The sequence below is a fragment of the Kitasatospora sp. NPDC101176 genome (genome assembly GCF_044768035.1).
GTDB lineage: Bacteria > Actinomycetota > Actinomycetes > Streptomycetales > Streptomycetaceae > Kitasatospora.
The window spans coordinates 326,701-339,854 of record NZ_JBIWPA010000001.1 but is presented as its reverse complement, the minus strand read 5'-3'; the positions used below and the strand labels follow the sequence as shown (position 1 = coordinate 339,854).

The following is a 13,154-nucleotide window of genomic DNA, read 5'->3' as shown; positions in this document are numbered from 1 at the left end:
TATGATGTGATGCGGGTCACAGGGATTCCCCGATGGTCGCGACCGGGCCCGCCGGGGCGTTCGGGGTGCCGATTTCCGGGGAGAGCGGCATGGCGGATTGCAGCGGTCGGCGGAGCGGTGGGTGCGGCAAGGATTTCGGTCCGGGGTCGGCCGATCGCCGGTCGGCCGATTTCGACCGGGTGTTCACCGCTCTGCTGCCCAGGCTCCAGCAGGCGGCCGTGTCGCTCACCGGCAGCCCGTCGACGGCGGGGGACGTGCTGCACGACGCGTACCTGCGGATCGCGCGGCGGCCAGAGCGGTTCCTCGACCACCCCCAGCCGTACGCCTACGTATTCACCACGATGGCCAACATCCTGCGCGACCAGTGGCGTCGCGAACGTCGGCGGGCGGTGCTGCCGGGGCCCGTCGAGGTCGTCGAGCTCCGGTGCGAGGGGGCGGCGGCCGGTCCGCCGGTCGGCGGGGTGGCGGAGCTCCAGGCGCGCTGGGAGGTGCTCCGGCTGCTGGGCTGCCTGACCGCCAAGCAGGCCCGGGTGGTGGCCCTGGTGGACCTCGACGGCTACACCGTCGACGAGGCCGCCGAGCTGCTGGGCCTGCACCGCAGCACGCTTGCTGTCACCCGGCGCCGTGCGCACGGGCGGCTGCGCGCCGCCGTCGAACGCGAACGCGAACGCGAACGCGAACGGGAACGCGAGCGGGGCGGCGAGGGTGAGGGCAGGGGCGAGTCGGGGGTCGGTCGCGGGCAGGAGTCCGGACGGGTGCCCGGCCAGGCGCCCGCCCGGGATCCGGGGAGGGAGCGCGGCTGCGGCCGGGACGGCGGCCGGGGGTGCACCCGGGAGCGGCGCCGCGGGTAGCGGCGACCGGGGCGCGGGCGGCCCCCGACGCACCGGACTGACGGGATGTCAGCTGATGGGCGACCCCGGCCCGTACGCTGAAAATCGTGATCACGTACGAGGACCACCGCCTGCGCGCCCTGGCCGACGACGGCCGCTGGCCCGAACTGTTGGCCGCCTACCGGCAAGGCCGGGCGGCCGCCGTGGAGCGGGCCGGGGAGGAGTCCGCGGCGGCGCTGACGGCGCCGCTCGGCCACCTGATCGCCTACTCGGCGCCGCCGGAGCTGGCCGTCCGGCTGTTCGACCGGGAGGGCGGTCCGGGGACCGTCGCCGGGGTCGTCGACCACGACGCCGGCCCGATCTGGGAGGTGCTGGCGACCCGGCACTCCTGGCTGCGACTGGCCCCGCTGCTGAGCCCGGCGCCGGTGCGCCGCCTGGTCGCCCAGACCCGGGTGCTGCTCGGCGAGGACCTCTCCTACGGGGCCGAGCCCGATCCGGAGGGCGTGCCGCTGCGGCTGGAGCCGTGGGAGAACGCCGGGTGGGAGGAGGGTGCGCGGGTGCGCGAGTACCTGCCGTGCGGGGGCGCGCGCAGCGCCCTGCTGACCCTGCCGGCCAGCCGGGAGGGGCTGGCCGAGGTGCTGCTGCCGCCACCGGGCGTACGCCTGGGCGGGCAGCGGGCCACCCGGGCGCTGGCCGCGCTGGCGGACTGGGCGGAGGTGGTCTGCGTCCGCGGACCGGCCCCGCAGGCGGCGGCCCAGCTGGCCCGTACGGCGAGGGTCACCGGCGGCTACCTGCCCTTCGCGCTGGCCTATCCGGCACTGGTGCAGGCCGCCGCGGCGGGCCGGGAGCGCGGTTCGGCGCACGGCCGGCTGGCGCTGTGGCGGGCCCTGGCCGCGATGGCGGGGGTGGACGGCCTGGACGGTCCGGAGCGGGCGGAGGTCGACGCGTTGGTGGCCCGGATGCGCTGCTTCGTCTGGCTGGAGCCGGCGGCGGGGCTGCGCCATCTGCACGTCGCGCTGGAGGACCCGGCCTGTGGTCTGGCCTGGGCGGTGAGCGGCTCGGAGGACCTCTGACCGAGGCCGTGGGCGGGATCACCGGAGGTCCGGCCCGGAGCGGGGGGCGGCTCGGAGGGTGGACGGCTCGGGACGGCGGGGCGGCCCGGAAGCGCGGACGGCTCGGGGAGCACGGGCGGCCCGGGAGGGCGGACGGTCCGGCCCGGAAGGCCGCTGGCCCGGGCGGCGGGCGGGCCGCCGTCCGGGCCAGCGGCCCGTGGTGGTCGCGGGACCCCCGGTCCGGCGCCGTTTTCCGGGGGAGGTGGTGGCGCCGGACCGGGGGAGTGTGGGGAGCGGCGGAGCGCTCAGGCGGCCGTGGCCGCGCCGTTCTGGGCGGGGACGGTCTCCGGGGAGTCGGTTCCCGCCGCCGCCGGGGTGGCCACCGGCGTCCCGGCCGGGGCGCCGTGCGTGCCGTGCGGCGCGCCGTGCGACCCGGTGTCCGGCCCGCCGTGCGTGTCGACGAGGGTCTGCTCGTCGAAGGGCAGCTCGCCGGCGAGCACCCGGCGGGCGCGCCCGGCGTCGAGTTCACCGGTCCACTGGCCGATCAGCACGGTGGCGACGGCGTTGCCCGCGAAGTTGGTGAGGGCGCGGGCCTCGGACATGAAGCGGTCGATGCCGACGATCAGGCCGACGCCGTCCACCAGCGCGGGCTTGTGGGACTGCAGTCCGCCCGCCAGGGTGGCCAGTCCGGCGCCGGTGACCCCGGCCGCGCCCTTGCTCGCGATCACCATGAAGACCAGCAGCGAGAGCTGCTCACCGATCGACATCGGCTTGTCCATCGCCTCGGAGATGAAGATCGACGCCATGGTCAGGTAGATCGCGGTGCCGTCGAGGTTGAAGCTGTAGCCGGTCGGGACGGTGATGCCGACGACCGGGCGGCTCACGCCCAGGTGCTCCATCTTGGCGATCAGACGGGGCAGCGCGCTCTCGGAGGAGGAGGTGGAGAGGATCAGCAGGAACTCACGGCCGAGGTAGCGCAGCAGCGCGAACACGTTGACCCCGGCGACCAGGCGCAGCAGCGTGCCCAGCACCACGACGACGAACAGGACGCAGGTCGCGTAGAAGCCGATCATGATGACGGCGAGGCTCTTCAGGGCGGCGGTCCCGGTCGCCCCGACGACGGCGGCCATCGCCCCGAAGGCGCCGATCGGCGCCACCCACATGATCATCGACATGACCCGGAAGACCAGGCGCTGCAGGTGCTCGATCCCCCGCAGCACGGGGGCGCCGACCGGGCCCATGGCCTGCAGGGCGAATCCGGCCAGCAGCGCGACCAGCAGGGTCTGCAGCACCTTGCCCTCGGTGAGCGCCGAGAACATCGTGGTGGGGATCATGCCGAGCAGGAAGTCGGTGGTCGACTGGGCCCCGCCGGCGGCGGCCTGGGCGTGGCCGGACTTGGCGAGCGCGGCGGTCAGGTGCAGGCCGCCACCGGGCTCCAGCAGGTTGCCGACGGCCAGGCCGATGGCCAGGGCGACGGTCGACATGGCGAGGAAGTAGCCGAGGGCGAGGCCGCCGACCTTGCCGACCTTGGCGGCCTTGGTCACCGAGCCGATGCCCAGCACGATGGTGCAGAAGATCACCGGGCTGATCATCATCTTGATCAGATTGACGAAGCCGGTGCCGACCGGCTTCAGCTCGACGGCGAAACCGGGGGCCGCGAGCCCGACCACCACGCCCGCGACCACGGCGGCGATCACGGCGAGGTAGAGGTAGTGCGTCCTGTCCCGGCGTCTGGATCCCCCCGCCCGTGCGGCTGCATCGATCGACATCTGCGGCTCCTTCGCCCTGCGGTCCTGGCGGCCCCGGGTGGTGGGCCGCTCCGACTATCGGGCCCGGCCGTGACGGAGGTCACGTTTGCGTTCATAGAGTTCACGGCGGACGGGTGCGACGGGCCCCCTGACGGCCGTCGGGGCGTGGTGCACACTGGCAGGCATGTCCGTGCGCACCGCCCCCGCCCCCGCGCGGCGGCGAGTCCTCCCGCCCCGTCCCGGCCCCCGCCTCCCGCGCGGACCGGTGCGCAGCCTGGCCGGTCAGCTCTTCGTCGTCCAGGTGGTCATCGTCGCCGCGGTGGTGGCCGGTGGTGCGGTGCTCGCCTACCTGTTCACCGCCGGGCGCACCGAGGACGCGGCCCGCCGCCAGGTCACCGCCGTCGCCCACGCCGTGGCCGACGCGCCGTCGGTGCGCGCCGCCGTCACCGAGCCCGACCCGACCGCGCTGCTCCAGCCCTACGTCGAGCAGGTCCGGGTGGACACCGGGGTCTCCTTCATCACCGTGATGGACACCGGCGGGGTGCGCTGGACCCACCCGCTGCCCGACCAGATCGGCAAGCGCTTCCTCGGCCACATCGACTGGGCGCTCGCGGGGCGGACCCGCAGCGAGACCTACACCGGCACGCTCGGCCCGTCCGTCCGGGTCGTCACCCCGGTGCTGGACGACCGGCACCGGGTGATCGCGCTGGTCAGCGCGGGCCTCACGGTGGAGTCCATCTCCGCGCAGCTGAGCGGCCCGCTGCTCGCCCTGGTCGGGGTGGCGGTCGCCGCGCTGGCGATGGGCGGCGCCGGCACCTATCTGGCCAACTCCCGGCTGCGCAGGCACACCCACGGCATGGGACCGGCCGAGCTCAGCCACCTCTACGAGTACCACCAGGCCACCCTGCACTCGGTGCGCGAGGGGCTGGTGCTGCTCGACCGCGCGCACCGGGTGGTGCTCTGCAACGACGCCGCCCGCGACCTGCTCGGGCTGGCCGGAGCCGTGGACGGCCGGCCGGTGGCGGACCTGGGGCTGCCGCAGGCGCTGGTCGACGCCGTCCTCGGGGACGAACCGGTGCGGGACGAGGTGCACCTGACCGCCGAGCGGGTGGTGGTGCTCAACACCTCCACCATCGGCACCGGCCTCGGCCGCGTGGTGACCCTGCGCGACCACACCGAACTGCAGTCCCTCAGTGGCGAGTTGGATTCCGTCCGCGGATTCACCGAAGCGCTCGGGGCGCAGGCGCACGAGGCTGCCAACCGGCTGCACGCCGTCGTCTCCCTGGTCGAACTCGGCCGCCACGAACAGGCGGTGGAGTTCGCCACCGCCGAACTCGCGCTCGCCCAGCAGCTCACCGACCGGGTCGTCGCGGCCGTCGGCGAACCGGTGCTGGCCGCGCTGCTGCTCGGCAAGGCGGCCCAGGCGGCCGAGCGGGGCGTCGAGTTGACCCTCACCGAGGACAGCCGGATCGACGACGGGGTGATCCCGCCCGGGCTCTCCCCGCGGGACCTGATCACCGTCCTCGGCAACCTGATCGACAACGCCGTGGACGCCGCCATCGCCGGCGCGGCCCGGAGCCCGGTGCCGCCGGAGGTCACCGTCACCGCACGGATCGACGGTGCGGCTGCGGACGGTGCCGGCGCGGGAGTGGACGGTGCGGATGCGGGCCCGGGGCCGGGCGCGGACGGGCACCTGCTGCTGCGGGTCGCCGACACCGGTGCGGGGATCGACCCGTCCGCCGTCGAGGACGTGTTCCGCCGCGGCTGGAGCACCAAGCAGGACGGCCACGGTCACGGCCTCGGGCTGGCGCTGGTCGCCCAGGCCGCCCGGCGCAACGGCGGCACGGTCGAGGTCGGCCGGGACCGCGGCGCGGTGCTCACCGTCCGGCTGCCGCTCGCCGGGCCGGCCCGCGCGCGACGGCAGGACGGTCCGGCCCGCCCGGGCGCCGGGCGAGAGCGGGAAGCGGTGCCGTCCCCGTGAGCGCGGCCGCACCCCCGCCGGGGATCTCCGTGCTGGTCGTCGAGGACGACCCGGTGGCCGCCGCCGCGCACACCCTCTACGTGGAGCGCGAACCGGGCTTCCGCGCCGCCGGCACCGTCCACAGCTGCGCCGACGCGCTGCGCTTCCTGGACCGCGCCCGGAGCGCCGGGACGCCCGTCGACCTCACGCTGCTCGACCTCTACCTGCCGGACGGCCACGGCCTCCAGCTCTGCCGGACGCTGCGCGCCGCCGGCCACACCACCGACGTCATCGCGGTGACCTCGGCCCGGGACCTCGCGATGGTCCGCCAGGCGGTGTCCGCGGGCGTCGTCCAGTACCTGCTGAAGCCGTTCGGCGCCGCCGCCCTGCACGACCGCCTGGAGCGCTACGCCCGGTACCGCGACAGCCTCGGGCGCACCGGCGAGGCGACCGGGCAGGACGAGGTCGACCAGGCGTTCGCGCTGCTCCGCACGCCGGAGCGGAACAGCCTGCCGAAGGGGCTGAGCGCGCCCACCCTGGACGCCGTCGCCTCGGTGCTGCGCGACGCGGCGACGGGGCTGTCCGCGGCCGCGGCGGGCGCCGCCGCCGGGGTCTCCCGGATCACCGCGCGCCGCTACCTCGAGCACCTGGTCGACACCGGGCGGGCGGTGCGGGAGCCGCAGTACGGCAACGTCGGCCGGCCGGAGCTCTGCTACCGCTGGAAGGGCCGGGCGTGACCTTTCGGCGCGCCGCTCGTTGGCAGGACCGGGGGAAGTTCACCCGCTCGGGTGGTTCTGGGCACCCGGGGGCATCCCTCCAGGTCAGGGGCGATAAAGTTAGGCTTACCTAACTTCCTCTGGGGGTCCGCTTTGTCGCTCGCCGCCGTTCCCGCCCAGGCCCAGGCCACCACCGCGACACAGGGCCGGTCCCCGTCCTCCGGTGAGGCCGTCCTGCGCCGTCAGCGCGTGCGCGAGTCCGCCGCCCGGACGTACGCCCGGTCCTTCCCCATCGTCCCGGTGCGCGCCAACGGCATGACCGTCGAGGGCGCCGACGGGCGGCGCTACCTGGACTGCCTCTCCGGTGCCGGGACGCTGGCCCTGGGGCACAACCACCCGGTGGTCCTGGAGGCGATCCGCCGCACCCTCGACAGCGGCGCCCCGCTGCACCTGCTCGACCTCGCCACCGCCGAGAAGGACGACTTCACCACCGCGCTGTTCGAGAGCCTGCCCGCCGAGTTCGCCGCCCGCGCCCGGATCCACTTCTGCGGGCCCGCGGGGACGGACGCCGTCGAGGCGGCACTCAAGCTGATGCAGACCGCCACCGGCCGCGCCGGCGCGCTCGCCTTCACCGGCGGCTACCACGGCATGACCGCGGGGGCCCTCGCGCTCACCGGCAACGTCGCCGTCAAGGAGCCGCTGCCGAGCGGGGGCGAGGTGGTCCGGCTGCCCTACCCGTACGGCTACCGCTGCCCGTTCGGCGTCGGCGGCGAGGCGGGCGCCGACCTCGCCGCGACCTACGTCGAGCGGCTGCTGGACGACCCCTCGGGCGGGGTCGTGCCCCCTGCCGCGATGGTTCTGGAGGCCGTCCAGGGCGAGGGCGGCGTCGTCCCGGCGCCCGACGGCTGGCTGCGCGCGATGCGCCGGATCACCGCCGAGCGCGGCATCCCGCTGATCGTCGACGAGGTGCAGACCGGCGTCGGCCGCACCGGCGCGATGTGGGCCGTCGAGCACAGCGGCGTCGTCCCGGACGCCATGGTGCTCTCCAAGGCGATCGGCGGCAGCCTGCCGCTCGCCGTCGTCGTCTACCGCGAGGACTACGACGGCTGGCGGCCCGGCGCGCACACCGGCACCTTCCGCGGCAACACCCTCGCCATGGCCGCAGGCGCCGCCACCCTGCGGTACGTCGCCGCGCACGGGCTGGCCGAGCGTGCGGCCCTCGTCGGCGAGCGGATGGCCGGCCGACTGCGCGACCTCGCCGGCGAACTGCCGGTGATCGGCGATGTGCGCGGGCGCGGCCTGATGATCGGCGTCGAGCTCGTCGACCCGACCGGAGCGCCGGACGCCTGCGGAGCCCACCCCGCCGACCCGGCGTTCGCCGTCCGGGTCCGGGAGGCCTGCCTGGAACGCGGCCTGATCGTGGAACTCGGCGGCCGGCACGACGCGGTGCTGCGGCTGCTCCCGCCGCTCACCATCACGGACGAGCAGGCCGCCGCGGTCCTCGACCGGCTCGCCGACGCCATCGCGTCGGCGTCGGCCGCGTCCGTCGGGTCTGCCGGGTCGGCCGGGAGCGGGCAGGGGCGTGGGGCCGGGTCGGCCGCCGCGGTCCGGGGCGCCGAGTGACCGCCGGGCCCGGGGCGGGCTCCGGTTCCGGGGCTGACTCCGGTTCGGGCTCCGGCTCCGGCTCTGGTCCTGGCCCCGGCCCCGGCCCCGGAGAGGGCGCGGGCTCCGGTGGGGCCGCGGGTTCGGCGCCGGGTGGGGGCTCCGGGCCGGGCGGCGGCGGAAGCCCCGGCGACCTGCCCGAACTGCCGGACGATCCGGCCCCGTTGGACGCCCTCGCCGGCGGCGCCGGCGGGCCCGGCGCGCTCGGGCCGCTGCTGGCCACCGTCCTCGACGCGCTCGACGAGGGCATCGCCCGGCGCGGCGGTCCACTGCCCGCGGGCAGCCCCGCCGAGATCGGCGCCCTGGTCGCCGACGCCCTGGCGGGCGCCTCCGGCCCCGATGCCCTCGCCCGGCTCACCGGACTCCTCGCCTACGGCGCCGCCGATCCCGCCGACCCGGCCTGTGCGGCCCACCTGCACTGCCCCCCGCTCGCGGTGGCCGCCGCCGCCGACCTCGCGGTCAGCGCCCTCAACCCCTCCCAGGACTCCTGGGACCAGGCCCCCGCCGCCACCGCGATGGAGACCGCCCTGCTCGCGGAGCTCGCGGCCCTGGTCGGCTACGACCCGGCCCGCTCCGCGGGCGTCCTCACCTCCGGCGGCACCGAGTCCAACCTGATGGGGCTGATGCTGGCGCGTGACCAGAAGCTCGACGGCATCGTCGAGTTGGACGGCATCCCGGACGGTGTCCGGCCGTGCATCGTGGCCTCCGAGACCGCGCACTTCTCCGTCCAGCGCGCCGCGGCCCTGCTCGGCCTCGGCGAGCGAGCCGTCGCAACCGTCCCGGTCGACCGCCAACTACGGATGGAGGCAGCGGAGTTGGAGCGTGTCCTGGCCGAGGTCAGCTGGTCCGGGCGCACCCCGATCGCCGTCGTGGCGACGGCCGGCACCACCGACACCGGCGGCGTCGACCCGCTGCACGCCGCCGCCGACCTCGCCGGCCGCTACGGCGCCTGGCTGCACGTCGACGCCGCGTACGGCGGCGGTGCCCTGCTCTCCGACCGCCTCGCCCCGCTCCTCGACGGCATCGAGCGCGCCGACTCCGTCTCCCTCGACTGGCACAAGCTCGGCTGGCAGCCCGCCGCCGCCGGCGTCTTCCTGGTCCGGCGCACCGAGACCTACGTCTCGCTCGCCCGCCGCGCGGAGTACCTCAACCCCGTCGACGACGAGCAGGCCGGCTACCCCAGCCTGCTGGGCCGCTCGCTGCGCACCACCCGGCGGGCCGACGCCTTCAAGCTCGCCGTCACCCTGCGCACCCTCGGCCGCGACGGGCTCGGCCGGCTCGTGGACGCCTGCCACGAGCTGGCCCTGGTCGCGGCCGAGGCGGTCCGCGCCGAGCCGTCGCTCGAACTCCACGCCGAACCCGTGCTGACCGCCCTGCTGTTCCGCTACCGGCCGCCGGGGTTGGCGGACGAGGCGGTCCTCGACGAGGTCAACGGGAGGCTGCGGCGCCTGCTGCTGCGCTCCGGGCGGGCCGTGGTCGGGCGGACCGAGCTGCCCGGCGGTGGGCCGGGCCGGGTGCGGCTCAAGCTCACCCTGCTCAACCCGCACACCACGCCGGGGGAGGTGCGCGCACTGCTGCGCGAGGTGGTGGTGGCCGGCCGGCGGGCCTCGGGGGACCGGTCCGGCTAGCCGGACCGTTCGTACGGCGTCGTTCTCCTTTCGATTCCAAAACAAATACCTTCTCCGGCGCCGATGTTGGAGGAAGCGACACTGGTGTGAGAGGGTGCCGGGGCGATATCCAACCGCTCCCGGAATGCGTCCGTGGACATACCTTCGCGAGGGCGTACAGGCTGTTTCCGGCCGCCCGGTGATCACATTTCGCCAACCCCCGGGCAGGGCTTGCGGAGATCCCGAACAGCGGCGGTAACTTCATGTGGTCGCAGCCCCACCTTGCGCACACGGCACCCCGGGGTAGGCCGCCTGACCAGGCACGAGCCGTGATCCGCGATGAGCGGAACCTGACATCCGGGTGAACTCCGCCTACCCGCCGTGCACTTCTGTGAATCCCGGTAAATCCACGTGAACACCGTCCAGTGACCAATGCTGCGAAGCGGAGCCAAAGGCATGCGCGAAACCCTCCCGGACGAGATCCCGATACGCCCGACGGCCGACGTATCGGCCGGCTACGAGGCACTGCCGTACTCCCGCCGCTGCCGGGAGATCTGGCGGCGCGGGGAGCACCTGCTCATCGGCGTCAGCCCGGGGAACAGCTATTTCAGTCACCGCCGGATCGCCGAACTCGTCGGGTGGGGGAGCGGGTTCTTCGAGCGCATCGACATCGTCTACGCGGACCTCCACGTGGCGACCCAGTTCGAGACCTTCGGCTACACGCCGGAACACGCCCGGCGGCGCGCCGCCAAGGAGGTCAAGGCCACCGCCCGCCGGATCGAACGCGGGGTGGAGGAGTCCGGCCGCCCCTGCCCCGTCCGGATGCACGCCCTCTCCGAGTTCACCGGCGACGACCACTACCGCCGCCTGCACCGGCAGGCCGTCGAGGCGCTGCAGACCGATCCGGCGTACCGGACCGCCGCCGAGAACATGGCGCGCGGATTCCTGGCCGCCCGGCTGGATGAGGGGCTGGCGCCCAGCGAGGCGCAACTCGCGGCCGGCGTCCGGTACATCACGGCCGAGCTGCCGTTCTTCCTGGACACCCCGGCGCTGCTCGGGGTGACCACCTCGGTCAGCTGCTACCACCTGCAGCTCCCGCTCACCCACGTGCTGTTCGGGCGTGACGAGGGTCTGCGGGCGGCGCCCGGCCAGGCCTACGCGGTGGTCCGCCCGGCGGCCGTGCCGTCCGTACCGCCGCTGCCCTCCCTGCCCGCCCGCGCCGCCTGACCGCCGCCGGCCCGATCGCCGGCGCCTGACCGCCGCCGCCCGCCCGCTGTCACCTCACCGCCGCCGGCCGTTCCGCATGCCGCCCGTGCTGCTTGCCGCCCGCGCCCGGCCGCCGATCCGCCCGAGGAGCCACCACCGTGACCGACCTTCTGACGACCGACCCGACCGTCTTCCCGCTCCCCAGGAGGGGGGACGTCCTGCCCGAGGAGGCCATCCGCCTGCGCGAGGAACGCCCGATCGCCGGCATCCGCACCCTCACCGGCGACCCGGCCTGGCTGGTGAGCAGCTACGCGCTCGCCAAGCAGGTGCTCGAGGACGAACGGTTCAGCCTCAAGGACACCGCCAACCCCGGTGTGCCGCGCCAGTACGCGCTGACCATCCCGCCCGAGGTGGTCGACAACATGGGCAACATCAACAGCGCCGGGCTGCGCAACGCCGTCATGAAGACCCTCTCACCGCGCGCCGACCGGGAGCTCGACGGCTGGCTCCAGGCCGAGGCCCACCGGCTGATCGACGACCTGGTGGCCCAGGGCGCGCCCGGCGAACTGCGCGACGGCTTCACCGAGCCCTACTCCGCCGCCCTGCACTGCCGGCTGCTCGGCATCCCGTCGGACGACTGGCGGCGGCTGATGGCCGGCATCGACATCGCCTTCCTCACCAGCCCGGTGCCCTTCGCGGGTTCGGCGCCCAACTGGTACAAGGACCTCGGCTACATGCTCGGGCGGCTCAACGCCGACCCGGCGCCGGTCGACGGCCTGCTCGGCCGGTTCGTCGAGCTGCGCCGCTCCCCGGACGTCTCCGACCGGGTGAGCGACGAACTGCTCGCCACCGTCGCGCTGTCACTGTTCGGGGCGGGCGCCGTGTCCACCTCCTCGTTCCTGCTCAACGCCGTCGTCTACCTCTGCGAGCAGCCCGAACTCGCCGAGCGGCTGCGGCGCGAGCCCGCACTGATCGGGCGCGCGGTGGACGAACTGCTGCGGGTCAACCTGTCGATCGGCGACGCGCTGCCGCGGCTGGCGACGGCCGACGTGCAGGTGGGCGACGTCCTGGTGCGGGCCGGCGAGCTGGTGCTGGTGCTGGTCGAGGGGGCCAACTACGACCCGGCGGTCTTCCCGGACCCGGAGCGGATCGACTTCGACCGGACGGACAACCCGCACCTCGCCTTCGGTGCGGGCCGGCACTTCTGCCCGGCCTCGGCGCTCGGCCGCACACACGCCGAGATCGCGATCGCCGCGCTGGTGGAGCGGCTGCCGGGCCTGCGGCTCGCCCTGCCGGCCGACCAGCTGGCCTGGCGGCCGGGGTTCATCAAGCGGATGCCGGAGCGGCTGCCCGTGGTGTGGTGACGGGCCAGTGGTGTGGTGACCGGCCCGTGGCCTGGTGACGGGCGTGCCCGCGCCGGTCGTCAGTCCCGGGAGCGCGCGCCCGCGCCGGTCGTCAGTCCCGGAGCAGGACGGCGCGGGTGAGCTCCCAGGTCTCCGGGTCGGCCGCGACCAGCAGGCCGTCCTCGCCGCCGGGGGCCTCCGGGCGGTACGGGTTGCCGTCCAGCCGGGAGGACACGCCGCCGGCCTCGGTGACGAGCAGGGAGCCGGGGGCGTGGTCCCAGGGCAGGGTGCGCCAGTAGAGGATGAAGTCGCAGCGGCCCTCGACGACGTCGGGGTACTCGATCCCGGCGGCGTGCCGGCCGGGCGAGACCTCGCCGAAGGCCGCGGCGTTGGCCCGCAGCCGTTCCTGGCGGTCCGGTTCCAGGAAGCGGCTCTTGACCGATCCGCGCAGCTTCGCGGCGTCGTGCGGCGCCGGCGGCCGGGTCAGCCGGGTGCCGTCGCGCCAGGACCCGGCGCCCAGTTCGGCGCGGTAGGCGGTGGCGGTGGCGGGTTGCCAGATCCAGGAGGCGACGGTCCGTCCGGAGCGGACCAGGGAGCACATGACGGCGTAGTCGGGGCGGCCGGCGACGAAGTTGGCGGTGCCGTCGACCGGGTCGACCAGCCAGGCGGCCGGCTCGTCGTGCAGGGCCCGTGCGAGTGCCGGGTCGGCGGCGACGGCCTCCTCGCCGACCACGGGGACCGGCAGCAGCCCGCGCAGGCGGCGGGCGATGATCGCTTCGGCCTCGCGGTCCGCGACCGTCACGACCTCGCCGGGTGCCTTCTCCATCACCTCGCCGGCGGCCAGCGCCCGGAAGCGCGGCTCCACCGCCTCGGCCGACGCCTCGGCGAGTATCTCCGCCACCTTGTCCATCAGCACCTTCGCGCTCCCTTCGCTGCCTCCACTGTCCCACGAGTGCGCGGACGTGACCTGCGGCGGCCCCGGGGTGGCAGGGGGCGGGAGGGGCAGAGGGGACGACCGGCGGCTGACATC

The 13,154-nt window shown here is 75.4% G+C and carries 10 protein-coding genes; 8 read left to right on the top strand and 2 right to left on the bottom strand.

Annotated features, from left to right (window positions below; all coding sequences use genetic code 11):
• The first annotated feature begins 179 nt into the window (after positions 1-179).
• Together ACIRS1_RS01390 and ACIRS1_RS01385 are read left to right on the top strand one after the other, a co-directional pair.
• Complete coding sequence (locus tag ACIRS1_RS01390) at positions 180-851, top strand: RNA polymerase sigma factor (protein ID WP_402835914.1); 672 nt, start codon at positions 180-182, stop codon at positions 849-851.
• An 86-nt stretch (positions 852-937) separates the two neighbouring features.
• Positions 938-1,903 carry a hypothetical protein gene (locus ACIRS1_RS01385; protein WP_402835912.1) on the top strand — a complete coding sequence of 322 codons (966 nt, stop codon included), beginning with the start codon at positions 938-940 and terminating at the stop codon, positions 1,901-1,903.
• A gap of 284 nt (positions 1,904-2,187) precedes the next feature.
• Here the strand turns inward: ACIRS1_RS01385 and ACIRS1_RS01380 are convergent, their stop codons facing one another.
• Positions 2,188-3,651 carry a cation:dicarboxylate symporter family transporter gene (locus tag ACIRS1_RS01380; RefSeq protein WP_402835910.1) on the bottom strand — a complete coding sequence of 488 codons (1,464 nt, stop codon included), beginning with the start codon at positions 3,649-3,651 and terminating at the stop codon, positions 2,188-2,190.
• Between the two features lie 163 nt (positions 3,652-3,814).
• Here ACIRS1_RS01380 and ACIRS1_RS01375 point away from each other — a divergent pair, with 163 nt between their 5' ends.
• The 6 genes from ACIRS1_RS01375 (at position 3,815) to ACIRS1_RS01350 (ending at position 12,145) form a co-directional block, all read left to right on the top strand.
• A complete protein-coding gene (locus ACIRS1_RS01375) occupies positions 3,815-5,611 on the top strand; it encodes an ATP-binding protein (RefSeq protein ID WP_402835908.1) in 1,797 nt (598 codons plus the stop codon).
• Positions 5,608-6,327 (top strand): response regulator, encoded by a 720-nt coding sequence (locus tag ACIRS1_RS01370; RefSeq protein ID WP_402835907.1) that lies wholly within the window; start codon positions 5,608-5,610, stop codon positions 6,325-6,327. Before ACIRS1_RS01375 ends, ACIRS1_RS01370 begins: the two co-directional genes overlap by 4 nt.
• 132 nt (positions 6,328-6,459) lie before the next feature.
• Positions 6,460-7,929, top strand: a complete 1,470-nt coding sequence (locus tag ACIRS1_RS01365) for a diaminobutyrate--2-oxoglutarate transaminase (RefSeq protein ID WP_402835905.1) — start codon at positions 6,460-6,462, stop codon at positions 7,927-7,929.
• Positions 7,930-8,132: 203 nt separating this feature from the next.
• A complete protein-coding gene (locus tag ACIRS1_RS01360) occupies positions 8,133-9,596 on the top strand; it encodes a pyridoxal phosphate-dependent decarboxylase family protein (RefSeq protein WP_402835903.1) in 1,464 nt (487 codons plus the stop codon).
• A 435-nt stretch (positions 9,597-10,031) separates the two neighbouring features.
• On the top strand, positions 10,032-10,802 hold the full coding sequence (locus ACIRS1_RS01355; protein ID WP_402835901.1) for a tRNA-dependent cyclodipeptide synthase: 771 nt from the start codon (positions 10,032-10,034) through the stop codon (positions 10,800-10,802).
• A 137-nt stretch (positions 10,803-10,939) separates the two neighbouring features.
• Positions 10,940-12,145, top strand: a complete 1,206-nt coding sequence (locus tag ACIRS1_RS01350) for a cytochrome P450 (RefSeq protein ID WP_402835899.1) — start codon at positions 10,940-10,942, stop codon at positions 12,143-12,145.
• Between the two features lie 91 nt (positions 12,146-12,236).
• On the opposite strand, the gene ACIRS1_RS01345 is transcribed toward ACIRS1_RS01350, so the two are convergent.
• On the bottom strand, positions 12,237-13,034 hold the full coding sequence (locus ACIRS1_RS01345) for an inositol monophosphatase family protein (RefSeq protein WP_402836291.1): 798 nt from the start codon (positions 13,032-13,034) through the stop codon (positions 12,237-12,239).
• Positions 13,035-13,154: the final 120 nt, after the last annotated feature.